Source organism: Pseudomonas sp. NBRC 111123, from assembly GCF_001320205.1.
GTDB lineage: Bacteria > Pseudomonadota > Gammaproteobacteria > Pseudomonadales > Pseudomonadaceae > Aquipseudomonas > Aquipseudomonas putida_J.
In genome coordinates, this window is sequence record NZ_BCAZ01000003.1 from 159,480 (window position 1) to 178,956 (window position 19,477).

Consider the following 19,477-nt stretch of genomic DNA (forward strand, 5'->3'; position numbering starts at 1 on the left):
GGCGGCGCGATCACGCGTTGCTGGTATCCAGCAGCAGGCGCTGCTTGACCACATCGACCAGGCGATCGGGCTGGAACTTGGAGAGGAAGTTGTCGCAACCGACCTTCTTCACCATCGATTCATTGAAGCTGCCCGACAAGGAAGTGTGCAGCACCACGTAAAGCTTGCGCAGTCGCGCATCGCTGCGAATCTCGGTGGTCAACCGATAGCCGTCCATTTCTGGCATTTCCGCATCGGTGAAGACCATCAGCAATTTCTCGCAAACATCCTCGCCCGCATCGGCCCAGCCCTTGAGCAGGCGCAAGGCCTTCAGACCATCACTGGCCACATGCAGCTTCACCCCAAGTTGCGACAGGGTATCGCGCAGCTGTGCCAGGGCCACGCTGGAGTCGTCCACCAGCAGCACCTCACGGCCACGCGCACGCGCCAGCACCGGGTCGGCAAGCTTGTCGCCGGAGACCCGGGCGTTATACGGCACGATTTCGGCCAGCACCTTCTCCACATCGATCACTTCGACCAGCTTGTCATCCACTTTAGTGATGGCGGTCAGGTAATGCTGGCGCCCGGCACTGGAGGGCGGCGGCATGATGGCTTCCCAGTTCATGTTGACGATGCGATCGACGCCACCGACCAGAAACGCCTGCACCGAGCGGTTGTACTCGGTGACGATGATGGTGCTGTCCGGCCCCGGCTGCAGCGGGCGCATGCCGATTGCCTGGGACAGGTCGATCACCGGCAGGGTTTGCCCACGCAGGTTGACCACGCCACAGACGAACGCATGGCGCTGCGGCATCAGGGTCAGCTTGGGCAGTTGCAGCACTTCCTGCACCTTGAATACGTTGATCGCAAATAGCTGGCGGCCAGCCAGGCGGAACATCAGGATTTCCAGACGGTTCTCACCCACCAGTTGCGTGCGTTGGTCTACCGTGTCGAGAATGCCAGCCATTGGAAAACCCCCAGGGTTGTGTCGAAAAATAGGTAATGATCCGTCCTGTATCGGCCCTTTGCTGCGCATCTTGACCCTCGTGCAAAAATGCCCTGCAGGGCAATTGATATCACATTAGCATCATGCTTTACTGCGACACGCTCTGCTTGGATCCACTCTGGGGCAACCTGTCGCACCCTAGGCACCCTCAGGGAAACCCCTAGGAGCAATCAGGTGCAACCTGATGTTCGCGATATCCTTTAGCCATTAATGTGACGCCATTCTCACTGCATGAATGGAGTCAGGCTTTTGCTAGCGATCGACATGGCGTGGCCATCCCCTACTCCAGCCCAACGCGCCGGAGTGCCATGATGGACAGCAGCGTCTCTAAAATCGACACCCTGCAGGACTTCCTGCTGGATGCCCAGGTCTTGCTGACCCAGTCCCAGGAATGCCTGCAGCATCTGGAACTGATCGCCAATGATCCGGACGCCTGCCATTGCCTGAACAAAGCCCTCGAAACCCTGGCCCGACGCGCCAGCGGCCTGGGCCTGCTTGAAGTTGCCCACTATGCAAGTGTCCTCCACCAGTTGATCACCCCGGCGTGCCAGCGGCAGCACCTGGGCAGCGAAGCCTTGGCCACGCTCAACGCCTGCCTGACCCTGCTGGCCTGGCAACTGGAGCTGATCGACGTGCACACTGGCCGCCTCGCCCTCGACACCTGCGAGCAGGTGACGCTACTGGGCGAACTGGCAGCCACTTTGGATCAGCCATTGCCGCAAACGTGTGCGTCTTGCAACGACAGCGGCAACACTTGCATGCACCCGCATTCTACGGCGCCAGCCAGGCCTCCAGTCAGCCGCCCCGCTCAGCGCCATTGACCGGCTCGGTTCAAGGCAACCAAGCACACGATCCAAGCCGCAAAAAGACCGAACTAGTGGAGTACTGCACTATTTCGACCCCTTGCACTTGAGCGGTCTCTTGCAAGTTGAACTCGCGGCGGCCATCACCCGGCCAAGTAATGGCATTTTGACACCCCCAACCCTGCCGAGCCCCCTCTACCGAGCCCGGAAATGCTGATGTATCGAAGCATTGCCCAGCCGCGACCAACTCGAACCGAAGTGTTAATATGCGCGCAAACAAATGCCGGCCGGCCCTCTATCTGTCGCTTGAAACCGCGCTCGTCATTTGTTGCCAGCACGAGGCCAGAGCCTCTGCCAAGCCCTGTGCACGGCCCCCATCAGCAAGACTTCAGTGGCTTCTCAATCCTATGTTCCCACGCTTGAAGATATCTCTGCGCCGCCGTTCACGCGCCACCTTGCTGCGCTGGGCGACGGCACTGCTGTGCGTGGTATCCCTGCTTGCCAACCTGGTCATTTTCGCAGGCGGGGATGGCATGCCAGCGAGCCTGTTGCTGTTACAACTGGTGGCCACGCTTGGCGTCTGCTGGCACCTCAGCAACGGTGCCAAGTCGATCAGCCTGCGCCCGGCGGAGCTGGCCGGGCGTATGCTCAAGGTCCAGGAAAGCGAGCGTCAGCACCTGAGCCGTGAACTGCATGACGACATCGGTCAGCTGCTCACCGCCGCCAAGATGCAACTGGAATGGCTGCAGCGCCGGGTACCGGGCGACTTGCAGGAACACTGTGGCAGCTTGCGCAGCACCCTCGAAGACACCCTGAGCAAAGTGCGCGACGTTTCCGCCATCCTCAACCCACGGCAGCTGGCCAGCCTGGGCCTGGAAGCCAGCCTGCGGGCACACCTGGTGCGCACCCTGGCAAACACCGACGTGCACTGGAGCCTGGAATGCCATCAGCGCCTGGGTGGCATTACCGAGGAAGTTGCCATGGCGGCGTTTCGCATCACCCAGGAGGCGGTCACCAACATGCTGCGCCATGCCCGCGCACGCAACCTGACCATCCGCCTGCAGCGCAGCGCAGCAGGGCTTGCCCTGACGATCCAGGATGACGGCCAGGGTTTCTTCCCTGCCGCCAACCCTGCCGAAGCCGGCCAGCGCGGCATGGCTGGCATGCAGGAACGCGCCACTGCCCTCAATGGCAGCCTGGCGGTCACCAGCCAACTCGGCCTGGGCACGACGATCGACGTGCTGTTCCCTTGGCCACCCCGTACCCATGAACGCGCCAGGACTACCGCTTCCTCATGACCTGTAGATTGCTGCTGGTGGATGACCACTCGCTGATCCGTGCCGGGGTCCGCGCCCTGGTATCCGATATCCCTGGTTATACCGTGATCGGCGAGGCCGATGACGGCGGCCAGTTGCTCGAGCAGGTTCGCCAACTGGCACCGGACATCGTCCTGCTGGACATCTCCATGCGCTCGACCAGCGGCCTCGATGCCCTTACTCAGTTGCGCGCCACAGGCAACACCTGCAGGGTGCTGATCCTGTCCATGCACACCGACCCGGACCTGATCATGCGGGCTCTGGAAAATGGCGCCCATGGCTACCTGCTCAAGGATGCGACGGCAACCGAACTGGAGCAGGCCCTGGCCGCGCTGCGCAATGGCGAGCGCTACCTCAGCCCGGCCATCGCCCATACCGTGATCAACCAGGCACTGATGCGCGCACAGCAGGGCAAACAGCCTGGCGTCGACCGCCACAACCTCACCGCACGGCAACTGGAGATCCTGCGCCTGATCGTGCGCGGCAAGTCCACCCGCGAAATCGCCGCTGGCCTGGGGCTGTCGATCAAGACCGTGGAGACCCACCGTTCGCAGATCATGAAGCGCCTGCAGATCTACGACGTGGCCGGCCTGGTGCTGTTCGCCGTGCGCGAGAAAATCATCAGCCTGGACGACTGATCAGCGGCGAATTCAGCGGCAGGTGCAGGTTCAGTGCCGCGGGTACTGCGGCAAAGCGCAGGCTGTCAGCCTGCAGGGGCTCGCCATCGAGGTTGATGTCCAACCCCTGCGAACACGTGATCTCGACCCACGGCAAACGTGCCCGCACGAACAACCCCTCACCCGCCAGCAAATCACGCAGCGCGCCGACCATTTCCTGGGGCGCCGGCAGGATGGCGATATCGAGCAGGCCATCATCGACTTGCGCATCCGGGCACAGCACTTGCCCGCCTCCAGCCTGGCGACCGTTGCCGATCCCCAGCGCCAGCAGGTCACCCTGCCAGTCAAAGCCCGGCCCCGACAGCTCGACCGAAGCGGCCTGCAGCTCGCTGAAGCGCGACAGCCCGGTGAACAGGTAGGCTGCAGCGCCGAGCATTTTCTTCAGGTCTTCAGACGTGCTGGCGGTAACCTGGCTGCCGAAACCGCCGGTAGCCATGTTCAGGAACAATTGGTCGCCCACCTGGCCCAGGTCAATCGGCCGTGGCGGTAGCTCCAGCAATGCCAGTGCCTCGGCAGGCTCCAGTGAAATACCCGCAGCCCTGGCAAAATCATTGGCCGTTCCCAGCGGCAGCAACGCCAGGCTGGCTTCGCTGCGAGCCTGCCCCATGGCTTCGGCGACATCACGCAAGGTGCCGTCACCGCCACCCGCGATCACGTGGCCATAGCCTGCCGCCAGCGCTTCACCAACCAGCCGCCGGGCATCGCCGCCCTCCCAGGTCACCCGCACATCCAGCGTCCAGTCACGCTCGCGCATGGCGCTCACGGCCTGGCGCACCGCTTCGTTCATGGCCTGTTTGCCATGCAGGATCAAGATTGCCTTGCGCTTTGGCATCGTGCGTCTCCGTAGGGGTCGTACCGTCCAGATCTCGACCACAAACATCGCTGGAATGCTGCATTACGCAGGCAAATCCGCTGTGGATTGCGCGCGAACCCTAAGCATGGTCGAACAAAAAACAGCCAGATTCACATAAATATCATTGAAAGCTTTTCTCATCAGGCGCATCATCGACAAATATTTGGCCTTCATGGACGAAGCTGTAGTGAAAAGTCGGTTTTTTGACTTTTCCGCCAAAACCGTGACAGGTCGCGAAGTTCCCCTTCACTGCGCTGTAACCAGCGCCTAGAGTCGAGGCTGTGAAATGAGCGTTCTGATCCCCTGCATCATCGCTGGCGGTGCCGGCACCCGCCTGTGGCCGGTTTCTCGCGAAGCCATGCCCAAACCCTTCATGCGCTTGCCCGATGGCCAGAGCCTGCTGCAGAAAACCTTCGCCCGCGCTGCGGCGCTACCGGGTGTCGAACGGGTACTGACAGTGACCAACCGGGAAGTGTTCTTCCGCACCCAGGACGAGTACCGCCAGGTCAACCCCGACAACCTCGCCCTTGACTACCTGCTGGAAACCAACGGTCGCAATACCGCCCCCGCCATCGCCGCAGCCGCACTGCACTGTGCCCGCCATTACGGCCACGACAGCGTGCTGCTGGTGTTGCCGGCCGATCACCTGATCCAGGACACCGAGGCCTTCGCCAGCGCCGTCGAGCAGGCTCGGCAACTGGCCAACGATGGCTGGCTTGCCACCTTCGGCCTGCTGCCCAGCCGCGCCGAAACCGGCTTCGGCTACATCGAGCAAGGCCAGGCCATCGGCAAGCATGCGCATCAGGTGAGCTGCTTCGTGGAGAAACCCGATGCCCTCACTGCCCGCGACTACCTCGAAGGCGGCCGCCACCTGTGGAATGCCGGCATGTTCTGCCTGCGCGTGGGCACCGTGCTCGCCGAGCTGCAGGCGCATGCACCAGAACTGCTCGCCTGCGTGACCTGCTGCCTGGAGCAGAGCGCGACCAAGGAAGGCGACAAGGCGCTGCAGGTGGAGCTGGACCCGGACAGTTTTGCCCTGGCCGAGGACATCTCCATCGACTACGCCCTGATGGAACGTTCCGACAAGGTTGCCGTGGTGCCCTGCGAGCTGGGCTGGAGCGACATCGGCAGCTGGGAGGCGGTACGCGAACTGCGCCACACCGACGATGACGGCAACCACTGCAACGGTGAAGCCGTGCTGCACGACGTGACCAACTGCTACATCGACTCGCCAAAGCGCCTGGTCGGAGCCGTCGGCCTGGACAACCTGATCGTCATCGACACCCCTGACGCCTTGCTGATCGCCGACGCTGCGCGCAGCCAGGAGGTCAAGGTGATTGCCCAGCAGCTCAAGCTTCAGGGCCATGAAGCCTACCGCCTGCACCGCACCGTCACTCGCCCCTGGGGCATGTACACCGTGCTCGAGGAAGGCCCGCGCTTCAAGATCAAGCGGATCATGGTACGCCCTGGCGAATCGCTGTCGCTGCAGATGCACCACCACCGCAGCGAGCACTGGATCATCGTCAGCGGCATGGCCTGCGTGACCAACGGCGAAGAGGAATTTTTGCTCGACACCAACGAGTCGACCTTCATCAAACCCGGCCGCACTCACCGCCTGACCAACCCAGGCGTAATCGATCTGGTGATGATCGAAGTACAAAGTGGCGAGTACCTGGGCGAAGACGACATCGTGCGCTTTACTGATATTTATGGACGCGTCCCGGCGGCAGCCATCGGCTGAAGGCTGGCGGACGCGTTTTTTGTCCGCAGCCTTTCAGTGAGGTTTCCGGTTCATGCGCATTCTCTGGACACTGCCCTACCTGCCCTGGCCCACCACCAGTGGCAGCAAGACCCGGCAATACCACCTGCTGCGCGCCCTCGCGCAGCAGGGCCACCGGATCACCTTGCTGGTGCAGTCGAAGATACCCTTGTGCGATGCCGCCCGCGAAGCCCTCGAACCCTTGCTCGAACGCCTGATCGTGCTACCCCGGCGCCCGCTGCACAGCCCGCTCAACCTGTTCGCCTCGCCGATCATCGACTACCCGATGCGGGCCATCATCAATGGCCTCGCTCCCGGCTTGCGGCACCAGTTCGAACAGTTGCTGGACGAAGCCTGGGACGTTATCCAGATAGAGCACAGCTATAGCTTCCAGCCTTTTGAAAAAGCGCTGCAAGCACGCCAACTGCCCTACATGCTCAGCGAACATAACCTGGAATCGGTGACCGGTGCCGCCTGTCATGACCGCCTGCCGCTGTGGTTGCGCCCGCTCAACGCTTTCGACCGTTGGCGTTATCGCCGTTGGGAGCAGCGCGTGCTGCGCCAGCCCAGCGAAGTGGTGGCCGTGAGCCCGCATGATGCCGAGCTGATCAGCCAGGTCAGCGGCCGTCCGGTCAACGTAGTGGTCAATGGCGTCGATTGCGACTACTACCAGAACGTCAGCCCGGCCCTTCACAGCCAGCGCCTGCTGTTCGTCGGCAACTTCGAGTACGCCGCCAATGTCGAGGCCATCGAATGGGCCCTGGAAGAGATCCTGCCCCAGGTGTGGATGAGCAACCCGGCGGTACGCCTGGCCATCGCCGGGCATGCCTTGCCGACCATCTGGAAATTGCACTGGAACGACCCGCGTATCGAATGGGTTGGTTATCGCCCTGACCTGCGCGAACTGCAACGCCGGTCCGCGCTGTTCTTCGCACCCTTGCGCTATGCCGGTGGCTCCAAGGTGAAGATCCTCGAAGCCATGGCCGCCGGGTTGCCGGTGATCAGCACTGGCAAAGGCGTATCAGGCCTGGCCGCCAACAACGGCGAACATTACCTGGGCAGTGATGACGGCGACCAGTTGGCGCTGCTGGTCACGCAACTGCTCAACCAGCCGTGGCGCATGTGCCAGCTGAGCGAGGCCGGCCGCCAGTTTGCCCGCAATCGCCACGACTGGAGCGTGGCCGCCCAGCAGCTGGAGATGGTACACATGCGCCTCGCCCAGTCGGCACCGGCCGACGCCACGCATGGCGGAGGCGCCTGGCTTGGGCGCTCAGCCGAGTAGTTCGCTCAGCGGTATGAAGGGCACGCTGTCACCCGGTTTCGGCGTACTGCCTTCGCGCACCTCCACCAGCCCCTCGGCCCAGGCGGCGCTGCGCAGCACGCCGGAGCTCTGGTTCTTGTAGATGCGCACCTGGCCATTGTCGATACGCGCGCGCAGGTACTCGCGGCGGGTGCCGGCCTTGGTCCATTCGAACCCGGCAGGAACGTCGAAACGTAATGGCGTGACATCGGCCACGCCCTGGCGGCGCAGCAGGTAAGGTCGGGTCAGAAGGCCGAACGTGACCAGGGTCGATGCCGGGTTGCCGGGCAGGCCGATCACCGGCACGCCGCGATAATGCCCAAATGTCAGCGGCTTGCCAGGCTTGATGGCCAGCTTCCACAAGGCCAGCTCGCCCGCTTCGCGCAGTGCGGCGCCAAGGTAGTCGGCCTCGCCTACGGAAACACCACCGGTGGACAGGATCAGGTCGACATCACCCAGGCCGCCCAGGCATTCACGGGTACGTTGCAGGTCATCGGGGAGAATGCCCATGTCGCGTACTTCGCAACCCAACCGTTGCAGCCAGCTGACCAGCAGGCGCCGGTTGCTGTTGTAGATTTGCCCCGGGCCCAGTGGCAGGCCGGGCTCGACCAGCTCATCACCGGTGGACAGCACCGCCACACGCACTCGCCGCACCACCTGTAACTGCGCATGCCCGAGGGTCGCCGCCAGGCCCAACTCGATGGGCCCCAGCCGCGTACCAGCGACCATCACCTGCTCGCCCTTGCGGGTTTCCTGGCCCTGCGGGCGAACGTTCTGATCACGCGTCAGCGCTTCGAGGAAGCGTACCCGGCCATCTTCCAGCACCTCGGTGTTTTCCTGCATCTCGACGCAGTCGGCACCCGCCGGCATCGGCGCACCCGTGAAGATCCGTGCACAAGTGCCGGGCTGCAGGGGCTCGGGAGCATGCCCGGCGAAAATCCGCTGGCTGACAGGCAAAGGCTCGCCCTGCAGATCGGCCAGGCGCACGGCATAACCGTCCATGGCGCTGTTTGGCCACGGCGGCAGGTCGAGCGTGGCCACCAGCTCAGTGGCCAGCACGCGGCCTTCGGCTTCGGCCAGCGAGACGCTCTCGGTTTCCTTGATCGGCGCGGCTTCGGCCAGTGCCAGCAGGCGTTCCAGGGCTTCTTCCACCGGCATCAGTGGCCGGTTAGCCGGCGCCTCAGCCACGGCTGTCACAGGCCGCTGCCTGCTTCAGGTGAGCGACGAAATTGCACGGCCGATGGCGGGCGTCCAGCTGTTCGGCGAGGATGCCGTCCCAACCGGTGCGCACGGCATTGGTCGAGCCCGGCAGGCAGCACACCAAGGTGCCATTGGCCAGGCCGGCCAGGGCGCGCGACTGTACGGTGGAGGTGCCGATATCGGCCACGGAAATCTGCCGGAACAGTTCGCCGAAGCCCTCGACCTGCTTGTCCAGCAGGCAGGCGACAGCCTCCGGCGTGCTGTCACGGCCGGTAAAGCCGGTACCACCTGTGATCAGCACGACCTGCACGCTGTCATCGGCGATCCAGGTGGCGACCTGGGCGCGGATCTTGTACAGGTCGTCCTTGAGCAGCACGCGCGCGGCCAGTTTGTGGCCAGCGTCGGTCAGTCGGTCGACGAAGGTCTGGCCGGAAGTATCGGTTTCGAAGGTGCGGGTGTCGCTGACCGTGAGCACGGCAATGTTCAGCGCCACGAAGGGGGTATCTGCCTTGGCTTTCATGGGTGTCCGTCACAGGGATAAGAGGATGGCCGCTGTTATATCACAGCCGGCCCGGGCGACAGTGCAAGCAGGCACAGGTCAATACGCCGGGCTTGCGACTATGCTGGAATGAAAAGGAACTTGCGTGGACGCCCCGCGTCATAAAGAAAACTTGCACCATTGCACTGGAGAAAGACGATGATTCAACGGACCCTTCCCGCCTTCCTGCTCGCCTTGGGCCTTGGCGCCCTTGCCGGCTGTGCATCACCGACCGTGATCACCCTGAACGACGGCCGCGAAATCCAGGCAGTGGACACCCCATCCTTTGACGAGGACTCCGGTTTCTACGAATTCGAACAGCTCGACGGCAAGCGCACACGCCTGAACAAGGACCAGATCCGCACCGTCAAAGAGCTCTGATCTCGCTGTTTTTTTGGCATAAGCCCTTTAAACAACAAGGGCTTGCACCCGAAAAATCTATGCAGTAGGATTTTGTTCATCGGAGTGTAGCGCAGCCAGGTAGCGCGTCTCGTTCGGGACGAGAAGGCCGCAGGTTCGAATCCTGTCTCTCCGACCAGAGTCCAGTTCAAAAAGCCCGCCTTGTGCGGGCTTTTTGTTGTGCTCTGGAAAGTGCACGGGCAAATCAGTCTACCGCTGTCACCTGCTCAGCCTGCACCGGCACATGGAGCAACTGCAGGCGCGAACTGCTCCACTCACGGGTGCGGTTGGTCAATTCGATGTCGTTGTTCAGCTTCTGCCCGTAGCTCGGCACGATTTCCTTCAGACGCGCTTGCCACTCTGGCGTCTTGACGCGGTCCTTGAAGGTCTTTTCCAGCACGGTCAGCATGATCGGCGCGGCCGTCGAGGCGCCCGGCGAAGCCCCCAGCAGCGCGGCGATGCTGCCATCCTGCGCAGCCACCACCTCGGTACCAAATTGCAGAATGCCACCGAGTACCGGGTCTTTCTTGATCACCTGCACGCGCTGGCCAGCCTGCAGCAGCTTCCAGTCCTCGTTCCTGGCGTTGGGGAAATACTCGCGCAGGGCGTGCATGCGGTCGTCGAAACTGAGCATCAGCTGGCCCATCAGGTAAGTGCTGAGGTCGAGGTTGTCGACCCCGGCATTCACCATCGGCAGGATGTTGTGGCTGGTCAGCGAGGCGAACATGTCCAGCAACGAACCGTGCTTGAGGTACTTGGTGGAGAAAGTCGCGAACGGGCCGAACAGCAACACTTCACGGCCATCGATCACGCGGGTGTCCAGGTGCGGTACCGACATCGGTGGCGCACCGACCGAAGCCTTGCCATACAGCTTGGCCTTGTGGCGGGCGACGATGTCCGGGTTATCGGTCATCAGGAACTGGCCACCGACCGGGAAGCCCGCATAACCGTCCGCCTCAGGTATGCCCGACTTCTGCAGCAGCTTCAGCGCGCCGCCACCGGCCCCGATGAACACGAACCGGGCATTGACGCTGGCCTCCTTGCCACCTTGGGCAAGGTCAGCCACTACCACCTTCCAGCTGCCATCGGCGTTACGCACGATGTCGCGCACCTCATGGCTCAGGTGCAGCTTGACGTTGGGGTTGCGGGTCATCGAGGCAAACAGCTGGCGGGTGATCTCGCCGAAGTTCACGTCGGTACCGATGGCCATGCGTGTGGCGGCCACTTTCTGCTGCGGGTCACGGCCCTCCATCACCAGTGGCACCCACTTGCGGATCTGCTCGTGGTCTTCACTGATCTCCATGCCGCGGAACAGTGGGCTGTGCTGCAGGGCCGCAACGCGCTTGTGCAGGAAGGCGATGTTTTCGTCCCCCCAGACGAAGCTCATGTGTGGCACGTTGTTGATGAACGATTTGGGGTTGTTGAGCACGCCCTGTTCGACCTGGTAAGCCCAGAACTGCTTGGAAATCTCGAACTGCTCATTGACCCCGACGGCCTTGCTGATGTCGATGCTGCCGTCCTTGCCTTCGCTGGTGTAGTTCAGCTCGCAGAACGCCGAGTGGCCGGTACCGGCATTGTTCCAGGCATTGGAGCTTTCTTCGGCAACCTGGTCCATGCGCTCGTACACGCCGACCTTCCAGTTCGGCTCCAGCTCGGTGAGGTAAGTCCCCAAGCTCGCACTCATGATGCCGCCGCCGATCAGCAGCACATCGACGGTGGTTGCAGGCGCTTCGGGCTTGGAGCAGCCGATGACGCCCAGGCAGAGGAACGTCAGCAGAAATTTCTTCATTGAGGTTGTCCAGTTGTTATATACACGCGCGCCGCACAGAGCAGGGAGCGTGCCAACTGGGTTTGAGCCAATGAATACGGGTGTGGCAGCGCGTCGCATGGCGACATTCCGCCACAGCGGGGTCGGTTTTATCCTGGCAGATGGCGGATTCCCCCCCCTGGGGGCGCTTCGCGACACGAGGCCGCTCCTGCAAGTCTATGGCCCCCCTGTGAGCGGCCTTGCCGGGGCGCCGGAGCGGTCGGAAAGGGCCGCTGCGCGGGCCCGGCTATGCATCAGGCGGTAAGGCGCGAAGTGACCTCACCCAACTGCCCCGACAGCCCATGCAGGCGCTGCCCCGCCTGCTCGGTATGCTGCACCGCCTGCTGGTTGGCTGTGGCAATCCGGGTGATTTCGATAAGGTTGCGCGAAATGTCCTCGGCCACGCTGGTCTGCTCTTCGGCCGCCGTGGCGATCTGCCGGTTCATGTCGCGGATCGCTTCAACTGCCAACGTGATGCGCTGCAGCATCTGCCCGGCCTGCTGCACCTGCTCGGCGCCCTCCTCGCTGCGTTGCTGGCCACTCTCGATGGCCTTGACCGCCTCCACCGCGCCCGACTGCACGGCTTCGATAATCTGGTGAATCTCGGCGATCGACGCTGCCGTGCGCTGAGCCAGGCTGCGCACCTCGTCGGCGACCACGGCAAAGCCACGCCCGGCCTCCCCTGCGCGGGCGGCCTCGATGGCGGCATTAAGGGCCAGCAGGTTGGTCTGCTCGGCGATGCCGCGGATCACCTCGAGCACCTTGCCGATGCGTGAACTGTCATTTTCCAGGTCGCGGATGACCGCGGCAGTGCCGGCGATCTCGCGGTTGACCACACCGATGATGTCGATGGTCTGCTGCATCACCTGCTCGCCTGCCTGGGCGCTGTGGTCGGCATCATCGGCGGCGCGTGCCGCCTCGGCAGCGTGGCGGGCCACTTCCTGGGCGGTGGCGGACATCTGGTGCATGGCCGTGGCGACCTGGTCGGTACGCTGGAACTGGTCGTGGGTACCGCGGGCCATGTCACCGGCGATGCTGCGCAACTGGCCACTGGCACCTTCCAGCTCCTGGGCGTTGTCCTTGAGCCGGCCAACGGTCTCGGCGAGGAAGTCACGCAGGGTGTTGGCAGCTCGCGCCAGGCGGCCCAGTTCGTCCTCGCGGCGGCTGTCGACGCGGGCGGCGAAGTGGCCCTGGCTCAGCTGCGCAACGTATTCGATCAGTTGGCCAATCGGCTCGATCAGGCTGCGGTTGACCCGCCACAGGCTGAGCAGGCCGACCATCAACGCCGAACCGAGCATCACCAGCACGCCCAGCCATACGGTGCGTTCGGCATCAGCATTGATCTGGGCGGCCCGGGCCCGGGCGTCGCCGCGCAATTGCTCGACCAACGCGCTCATCTGCTCGCTGGCAGCCCGATCCACCCCCTTCACCGCCTGGTCACCGGCTACCGGATCACCACCCGCCGCCAGAAACGCCTGGCGCCCCTGCTCGTAGGCCTGGCCCAGCTGCCGATGGCTGTCACGCAATTGCTGCAAAGGCGCCTTGAGCTTGGCGTCACTGCTGTCGATCAGTTGCCCCAGCAACTGCTGCACCTGTTGCTCACGGGCCTGAAACTGCTGCCAGTATTTTTCCAGCTCGGCTGGCTGGCGCCCACGCAGCAGCACATTCTTCCATTCCTGCACCTGGATCTTGAACTGCAGGTTGGCTTCGTCGATCAATTGCGAGGCCCGCAGCGGCCCGTCCACCAGTTCGCCATAGCCACGCACGCTGGAGGACAGGAACTGGAAGCACACCAGGGCGATCAGCAGCATGGTCGCCAGGCTGCCGCCGAGCAGGGTGAGAATTTGCACTCTGAGTGATTTACGCAACATCGCGGATCTCGGGAACAAGGAATAAGGAAATGGCGCGCCATTGCAGCGCCGCGACAGACATCCGTGTCCTCGTTCGCAGGCCAAAAAAAAGCTGCCATCAATCGATAGCAGCCAGGTCGAGCACTTACGCAACAGTTGAATTCAATACTCTCAGGCAATTGCTACAGAAATGTTACACATACGCGGCCCTTAGCCCGTGGTGAACTGCAACTCGGCCAGGCGAGCGTACAACGGGCTTTGCTCGATCAACTGCCGATGCGTGCCGACCGCGACCACCCGCCCCTTGTCGATCACTGCAATGCGCTCGGCGTGTTGCACCGTGGCCAGGCGGTGCGCAATGACCAGCGTGGTACGCCCGGCCATCAGGCTCGGCAGCGCCTGTTGGATCAGGTGCTCGCTTTGCGCATCGAGGGCGCTGGTGGCCTCGTCAAGCAGCAGGATCGGCGCATCCACCAGCAGCGCCCGGGCGATTGCAAGACGCTGCTTTTGCCCGCCGGAGAGGCCGACGCCGCCCTCGCCCAACGGCGTCTGGTAACCCTGTGGCAGTTGCCGAATGAATTCGTCGGCATGGGCACCGCGGGCTGCCGCCTGGACGTCAGCCAAGGTCGCCTGGGGCCGACCGTAGCGGATGTTGGCCTCGACCGTGCCGCGGAACAGTGAAGGGTTCTGCGCCACCAAGGCAAACTGGCGGCGCAGGTCATCCGGATCCAGCGCCGTGATCGGCTGGCCATCGAGCAGGATCCGCCCCTGTTGCGGATCGTAGAAACGCAACAGCAGGTCGAACAGGGTCGACTTGCCCGCCCCCGACGGCCCCACCAGCGCCACGGTCTGGCCTGGCTCGACGGTCAGGCTCAGGTGATCGATAGCGGCCACTGAAGGCCGCGAGGGATAGGCGAAGGTCAGTTGCTGCAGTTCGATGCGCCCACTGGCACGCTGCTGCGCCAGGCTCACGGGGGCCTCAGGGGCCAGAATCGTGCTGTTCGCCGCCAACAGTTCGGCTATGCGCTCGGCGGCCCCAGCGGCGCGCTGCAACTCGCCGATCACTTCACTCAGGGTGCCGAAGGCACTGCCGACGATCAGGCTGTAGAACACGAACGCTGCCAGTTCCCCTGCGGAAATACGCCCGGCGATCACATCCATCCCGCCCACCCACAGCATCACTCCGACCGCCCCCAGCACCAGCACAATCACCAGGGTGATCAGCCAGGCACGCTGGGCAATCCGTTGCCGGGCCACGGCGAACGCGGCTTCCACGGTACCTGCGAACAGCTCGCGGTCGAGTGCCTGGTGGTTGTATGCCTGCACGGTCTTGATCTGGCCCAGGGTCTCGGCCACATAGCTGCCCACGTCGGCCACCCGGTCCTGGCTCTGCCGCGACAGGCGGCGCACCCGCCGGCCAAACAGCAGGATTGGCGCCAGCACCAGCGGCAAGGCCACCACCACGATGCTGGTGAGCTTGGGGTTGGTAAAGAACAGCAACACCACGCCACCAATCACCATCAGCGCATTGCGCAGGAACATCGACAGCGACGAGCCGATCACCGATTGCAGCAAAGTCGTGTCGGCGGTCAGCCGTGACTGGATCTCGGAGCTGCGGTTGTCCTCGAAAAAGCCCGGGTGCAAGCCCACCAGGTGATCGAATACTGCGCGGCGGATATCGGCAACGCAGCGCTCGCCGATCCACGACACCAAGTAGAAGCGGCTGAACGTACCCGCCGCGAGGGCCAGCACCAGTATCAGGAACAGCCCGATAGTCTGGTTCAGTTGGTGCGCCGAGCGGGTCATGAAGCCCTGGTCGACCAACAAGCGGATACCTTGGCCCATGGACAAAGTGATGGCGGCGGTGACGACCAGCGCCAGCAAGGCAAGCAATGCCTGACGGCGGTAGGGGCGCATGAACTGCCAGGCCAGGCGCAGTGCGCGGCGTTGGCGAGAGGAAGCCGGTTCGGGCATGGCGCAGACCACAATTGCAGGAAGACTGAAGACTACCATTCATCCATGCCGACAGTGGCTATAACCCATCGTTCTAACAGGTCTCTGGAGCTTTGCCGCGCTTTCTGCTGGACTGTTCAGGCCTTGGTGCCCGTAAACTGTTGTAACAGGCCAGTCATGGCACAGGTTTAACCTGAGCCGGAACCTGATGAGGAGAGATGCAATGAGCTTGCAACATGGCAGCGACACCGTGAAAACGCAGAACAAACCACAGCCCAAGGCCTGTGGTTCGATCATCGACGCCCAGGGCCGCGAGATCGAAATTACCGAGCAGATGATCCAGAAGGCCTGCAAGGACCTGGAAGACAGCCGCGTGAAGAAGTTACGCCAAGGCTGAAGCACGAATGCTTTGAAACCCGGCCTTATGCCGGGTTTTTTATTTCAGCCTGCACTGGCATCAGGCCAGAACGCCGCCCAGGGCACTGACCATTTGCGCCAACTGTGGTGCCTCTCCCTTCACTCGCACCGCCAACCCCTCGATCTCCCGCCGCGGTGGATACTGCTTGCGCAACTGGTCGAACGCTGCCCGCTGCTCGGCCACATTGTCACTCAGGCTGCGACGGAATTCGGCATCGTCACGCCGTGGGTCATACACCGCCCGGCACAACGTCGCCAGGGCCCAGGCAGGTTCCGCGGTGCCATCGAACTCGATTTGCGCCAGCGGCGGTGCTGGCAGCAGGTCGGCCAGTTGCACCTTTTCGGCTTCAACCAGGAAGCGACACAAGGCCTGATATATCTGCGCCGTGCCGCGCTGGCGGCCATCCAGGCTGTAGCCGGCAATATGCGGCGTGGCCAAGGTGCACAAGTCTGCCAGTTGCAGGTCGACCTGCGGCTCGCCTTCCCACACATCGAGCACCGCGTGCACGTCTTCGCGATCCAGCAGCAGCTCGCGCAGTGCCACGTTGTCCACCACCGGCCCGCGGCTGGCGTTGATCAGCCAGGCACCCGGGCGCAGCTGCGCCAGTTGTGCTTCGCCCAGCAGGTGCCAGGTCGGATGCTCGCCGCCGCGTTGCAGCGGGGTGTGCAGGCTTATCACGTCGCACTGTTCAAGTATCGTCGTCAGGCTGACAAAGTCGCCGCCCTCGGTTGCCTGGCGCAGTGGGTCGCAGACCAGCACCCTCCAGCCCAGGCCGTGCAGTACACGCACCAAGCGGCCACCGACTTCGCCGGCGCCCACCACACCGTAGGTGCGTTGAGGCAGCGCGACGCCGTCCAGTTCTGCCAGGGTCAGCAGGCTGCCCAGCACATAGTCGACCACTCCACGAGCGTTGCAGCCCGGCGCGCTGCTCCAGTGGATACCTGCTTCGGCGAAGTAGCCCAGGTCCAGGTGGTCGGTGCCGATGGTGCAGGTGCCGACGAAGCGCACCGTGCTGCCTTCGAGCAGTTGCCGGTCGACCTTGGTCACCGAGCGCACCAGCAGCACATCGGCGTCTTTGACGCTGGCGGCGTCGAGGCTGCGGCCGGGATAACGGCGGATCTCGCCGAAGCCTTCGAAGAAGGCATCGAGCAGCGGGATATTCTCGTCGGCAACTATCAGCATGGCGCTCTCCTGTCTGGGGAACGCAGTGTAGGCGCTACGCGAGGTGTGTTCCAGCGCGGTTCAATCGGCTTTCTTGCGGATCCAGTACAGGTAGGTGCCGGCCTCTTCCTGCTGCTGCAGCAATTCGTGGCCGAGGAAATTGCAGAACTTGGGGATGTCACGACGGGTCGACGGGTCGGTGGCTATGACCTTGAGCAGGCCGCCGGCGGCCAGGTTACGCACGTGCTGGTGCAGCATCATCACCGGTTCCGGGCAGTTCAGGCCGGTGGCGTCGAGGATGGCATCGGGGGTGAAATCAGTCATGGGGGGCTCCGCAAATGATCGCTATTGTGGCGCATCGCGCAGCGAGGACCAATAGCCATTCATGAGTGCCAAATCTGAGCCCCCTGGCACTGCTTTGGCTTTTGCTTTGGCTTTTGCTTCTAAGCGCGCGATAGCTCAGGCGCCGCAGAGTGCGACTTCAGGAGGCCGAACGCAGGCGTCTGGAGGGCCAGGGTGCGCAGCACCCCTTCGGCGCAGCCGAAGGCGCGAGATGTAGACTTGCGTAGCAAGTCGTAGGCCGCGCGGGCCCGGAGGGCGCCGGAGTGAGGGGACCCCGGAGCGCAGCGCAGGGGCCGGATGATGGGAGCCGGGGTTTTTGGTTACTTTTTGCCCAGTCAAAAAGTAACCCGCCGTAAGGGCGGAAAGGTGACTGTGCGTCGCCATCGCAAATGAATGTTCTTGAAGCTGTCAAAACCATCGCAGTCGAGCTTTTGGCTTTTGGCTTTTGGCTTTTGGCTTTTGGCTTTTGGCTTTTGGCTTTTGGCTTTTGGCTTTTGGCTTTTGGCTTTTGGCTTTTGGCTTTTGGAAGTGGGCTTTCAAATCAGGTCTACCTGCAGTCGCCAGGGTGGCGCTGAATCACCTTTTCGCCTTTACGGCGACCTACTTTTTGACTGGGCAAAAAGTAGGCAAAAACCCCCGCTCCCATCATCCGGCCCCTGCGCTACGCTCCGGGGTCCCCTCACTCCGGCGCCTTCCGGGCCCGCGCGGCCTACGACTTGCTGCGCAAGTCTACATCTCGCGCCTTCGGCTACGCCGAAGGGGTGCTACGCACCCTGGCCCTCCAGACGCCTGCGTTCGGCCTCCTGAAGTCGCACTCTGCGTCGCCTGAACGATCGCGCGCTTAGAAGCAAAAGCAGAGCAAAGGCAAAAGCAGAGCAAGAGCAAGAGCAAGAGCGAGAGCGAGCGAAATTCAGCGCGGCTTGATGTCCAGCCTTCGCAGATGGCAAGTCACTTCCTCACGGTCGTGATACAGCTGCTTGCAAGCAATCGACACCTTGACCTTACGCGCCTTGAACGTCGCCTCCATGCGGTCCAGCAACCGGCGCACCTCGGCATAGCGCTGCTTCATCGGCAACTTCAGGTTGACCACCGCCTCACGGCACAACCCCTCACCCAGCCACGTCTCGATCAACGCAGTGGTACGTGCCGGTTTCTCGACGATATCGCAGACCATCCAGTCAACCGGCTGCTTCGGCTGCCAGGTGAACCCATCGGCCATCAGGTGTTGCACCAGCCCGGTATCCATCAGGCTTTCGGCCATCGGCCCATTGTCGATGGCAGTAACCAACATGCCACGGCGTACCAGCTGATACGTCCAGCCACCCGGCGAAGCCCCCAGGTCTACTCCGGTCATGTCGTCGCCTAGGCGCTGCTCCCACTGCTCACGCGGAATGAACTGGTGCCAGGCCTCCTCCAGCTTGAGCGTCGAGCGACTGGGCGCCTCACGCGGAAACTTCAGGCGCGGGATGCCCATCGGCCACAACGCACTGTTGTTTGCCTCGGCCACGCCGACGAATACCCGGCGGCCACTGATGAAGGTCAGCAACAGGCGCGGCAGGCTCGGGTTTTCGACCAGGCGGCCAGCCTTTTCCAGAGCCTTGCGCAGCGGCACTTCGAACTTGCGGCAGAAGGTCGACAGTTCCTTGCCATCGTTGCTGTCCAGCACTTCCAGCCACAGGCTGCCGAAGCCTCTCCCCAGCTCTGCCAGATGCGCCAACAGCACGCTGATGCGGTCGGACTCTGGCAGCTCGATATACGTGCCACGGGCCCACTGGCGCGGGAAGATCAGTTGCGCGAAGCGCAGCTGGGCCATCAGGCGCTCGGCCCCTTCGGCCTCGGCACAGACGAACTCGGCACAAGCGCTCTGCGGCTTGCCCTTGGCATAACCGGCCACACCCAGCTGGGCGGCATGTTCGCTGATCTCGGCGCAGACCTCACCCTCGAAACCGGGCCGGCAATGCATGAACAGGGTATTCATCTCTCACTCCACTACGGCGGGCGCACCACGGGCGCCGGCAGGGCGGCGATGATAAAGGAAGTTCGGAACCTGCGACATGCCCCGTCGGTCCAGAAAAGAGTCAGGGGCACCAAACGGAGCTAACCTGACCATTCAGCC

18 protein-coding genes, 1 tRNA gene and 1 pseudogene are annotated in these 19,477 nt (G+C 63.0%); 9 read left to right on the forward strand and 11 right to left on the reverse strand.

What is annotated here, in order from left to right:
• Nucleotides 1-10 precede the first annotated feature (10 nt).
• Nucleotides 11-946: a chemotaxis protein CheV gene (locus APH27_RS03165; protein WP_027919546.1), complete on the reverse strand. Its 936-nt coding sequence runs from the start codon at nucleotides 944-946 to the stop codon at nucleotides 11-13.
• 350 nt (nucleotides 947-1,296) lie between these two features.
• Here APH27_RS03165 and APH27_RS03170 point away from each other — a divergent pair, with 350 nt between their 5' ends.
• The 3 genes from APH27_RS03170 to APH27_RS03180 all read left to right on the forward strand — a co-directional run bounded on the left by APH27_RS03170 (nucleotide 1,297) and on the right by APH27_RS03180 (nucleotide 3,742).
• Nucleotides 1,297-1,806, forward strand: coding sequence for a hypothetical protein (locus APH27_RS03170; RefSeq protein WP_050437232.1), 510 nt, complete (start codon nucleotides 1,297-1,299; stop codon nucleotides 1,804-1,806).
• A gap of 389 nt (nucleotides 1,807-2,195) precedes the next feature.
• The gene (locus tag APH27_RS03175) at nucleotides 2,196-3,086 is read left to right on the forward strand and encodes a sensor histidine kinase (RefSeq protein WP_027919545.1); all 891 of its coding nucleotides are present in this window, start codon (nucleotides 2,196-2,198) and stop codon (nucleotides 3,084-3,086) included.
• Nucleotides 3,083-3,742 (forward strand): response regulator transcription factor, encoded by a 660-nt coding sequence (locus APH27_RS03180; RefSeq protein ID WP_060483953.1) that lies wholly within the window; start codon nucleotides 3,083-3,085, stop codon nucleotides 3,740-3,742. The genes APH27_RS03175 and APH27_RS03180 overlap by 4 nt, the downstream gene beginning before the upstream one ends.
• Here APH27_RS03180 and yegS read toward each other — a convergent pair.
• Nucleotides 3,726-4,613 (reverse strand): lipid kinase YegS, encoded by an 888-nt coding sequence (gene yegS / locus APH27_RS03185; RefSeq protein WP_060483954.1) that lies wholly within the window; start codon nucleotides 4,611-4,613, stop codon nucleotides 3,726-3,728. The genes APH27_RS03180 and yegS overlap by 17 nt on opposite strands.
• 307 nt (nucleotides 4,614-4,920) lie before the next feature.
• Between yegS and APH27_RS03190 the strand changes: the two genes are divergently transcribed.
• Both APH27_RS03190 and APH27_RS03195 read left to right on the forward strand, forming a co-directional pair.
• Nucleotides 4,921-6,375, forward strand: coding sequence for a mannose-1-phosphate guanylyltransferase/mannose-6-phosphate isomerase (locus APH27_RS03190; protein ID WP_060483955.1), 1,455 nt, complete (start codon nucleotides 4,921-4,923; stop codon nucleotides 6,373-6,375).
• Between the two features lie 52 nt (nucleotides 6,376-6,427).
• Complete coding sequence (locus APH27_RS03195; protein WP_060483956.1) at nucleotides 6,428-7,675, forward strand: glycosyltransferase family 4 protein; 1,248 nt, start codon at nucleotides 6,428-6,430, stop codon at nucleotides 7,673-7,675.
• Here the strand turns inward: APH27_RS03195 and glp are convergent.
• Nucleotides 7,664-8,890 carry a gephyrin-like molybdotransferase Glp gene (glp, locus tag APH27_RS03200; protein WP_027919540.1) on the reverse strand — a complete coding sequence of 409 codons (1,227 nt, stop codon included), beginning with the start codon at nucleotides 8,888-8,890 and terminating at the stop codon, nucleotides 7,664-7,666. The genes APH27_RS03195 and glp overlap by 12 nt on opposite strands.
• Nucleotides 8,874-9,413 carry a molybdenum cofactor biosynthesis protein B gene (moaB, locus tag APH27_RS03205; protein WP_027919539.1) on the reverse strand — a complete coding sequence of 180 codons (540 nt, stop codon included), beginning with the start codon at nucleotides 9,411-9,413 and terminating at the stop codon, nucleotides 8,874-8,876. The genes glp and moaB overlap by 17 nt, the downstream gene beginning before the upstream one ends.
• A gap of 177 nt (nucleotides 9,414-9,590) precedes the next feature.
• Between moaB and APH27_RS03210 the strand changes: the two genes are divergently transcribed.
• Both APH27_RS03210 and APH27_RS03215 read left to right on the forward strand, forming a co-directional pair.
• Nucleotides 9,591-9,812: a YgdI/YgdR family lipoprotein gene (locus APH27_RS03210; RefSeq protein WP_027596642.1), complete on the forward strand. Its 222-nt coding sequence runs from the start codon at nucleotides 9,591-9,593 to the stop codon at nucleotides 9,810-9,812.
• 80 nt (nucleotides 9,813-9,892) lie between these two features.
• Nucleotides 9,893-9,969: transfer RNA gene (locus APH27_RS03215), tRNA-Pro, on the forward strand.
• A 66-nt stretch (nucleotides 9,970-10,035) separates the two neighbouring features.
• Here the strand turns inward: APH27_RS03215 and mqo are convergent.
• From mqo to APH27_RS03230, 4 genes and pseudogenes are all read right to left on the reverse strand, one after another.
• Nucleotides 10,036-11,619, reverse strand: coding sequence for a malate dehydrogenase (quinone) (gene mqo / locus APH27_RS03220; protein WP_060483957.1), 1,584 nt, complete (start codon nucleotides 11,617-11,619; stop codon nucleotides 10,036-10,038).
• 272 nt (nucleotides 11,620-11,891) lie between these two features.
• On the reverse strand, nucleotides 11,892-12,659 hold the full coding sequence (locus APH27_RS27070; RefSeq protein WP_371262688.1) for a methyl-accepting chemotaxis protein: 768 nt from the start codon (nucleotides 12,657-12,659) through the stop codon (nucleotides 11,892-11,894).
• 165 nt (nucleotides 12,660-12,824) lie between these two features.
• Nucleotides 12,825-13,508 (reverse strand): annotated as a pseudogene (locus APH27_RS27075) (methyl-accepting chemotaxis protein); the annotation flags it as partial.
• Nucleotides 13,509-13,697: 189 nt separating this feature from the next.
• On the reverse strand, nucleotides 13,698-15,461 hold the full coding sequence (locus APH27_RS03230; protein WP_060483959.1) for an ABC transporter transmembrane domain-containing protein: 1,764 nt from the start codon (nucleotides 15,459-15,461) through the stop codon (nucleotides 13,698-13,700).
• Nucleotides 15,462-15,663: 202 nt separating this feature from the next.
• Here APH27_RS03230 and APH27_RS26535 point away from each other — a divergent pair, with 202 nt between their 5' ends.
• On the forward strand, nucleotides 15,664-15,837 hold the full coding sequence (locus APH27_RS26535; RefSeq protein WP_177326707.1) for a PA1571 family protein: 174 nt from the start codon (nucleotides 15,664-15,666) through the stop codon (nucleotides 15,835-15,837).
• A 60-nt stretch (nucleotides 15,838-15,897) separates the two neighbouring features.
• Here the strand turns inward: APH27_RS26535 and pdxB are convergent, their stop codons facing one another.
• Both pdxB and tusA read right to left on the reverse strand, forming a co-directional pair.
• The gene (pdxB, locus tag APH27_RS03235) at nucleotides 15,898-17,040 is read right to left on the reverse strand and encodes a 4-phosphoerythronate dehydrogenase PdxB (protein ID WP_060483960.1); all 1,143 of its coding nucleotides are present in this window, start codon (nucleotides 17,038-17,040) and stop codon (nucleotides 15,898-15,900) included.
• Between the two features lie 60 nt (nucleotides 17,041-17,100).
• On the reverse strand, nucleotides 17,101-17,343 hold the full coding sequence (gene tusA / locus APH27_RS03240; RefSeq protein ID WP_027919534.1) for a sulfurtransferase TusA: 243 nt from the start codon (nucleotides 17,341-17,343) through the stop codon (nucleotides 17,101-17,103).
• A 407-nt stretch (nucleotides 17,344-17,750) separates the two neighbouring features.
• Here tusA and APH27_RS26295 point away from each other — a divergent pair, with 407 nt between their 5' ends.
• Nucleotides 17,751-17,936, forward strand: coding sequence for a hypothetical protein (locus tag APH27_RS26295; protein ID WP_156335845.1), 186 nt, complete (start codon nucleotides 17,751-17,753; stop codon nucleotides 17,934-17,936).
• 335 nt (nucleotides 17,937-18,271) lie between these two features.
• Here the strand turns inward: APH27_RS26295 and rlmM are convergent, their stop codons facing one another.
• Nucleotides 18,272-19,339 carry a 23S rRNA (cytidine(2498)-2'-O)-methyltransferase RlmM gene (gene rlmM / locus APH27_RS03245; protein WP_060483961.1) on the reverse strand — a complete coding sequence of 356 codons (1,068 nt, stop codon included), beginning with the start codon at nucleotides 19,337-19,339 and terminating at the stop codon, nucleotides 18,272-18,274.
• Nucleotides 19,340-19,477 lie beyond the last annotated feature (138 nt).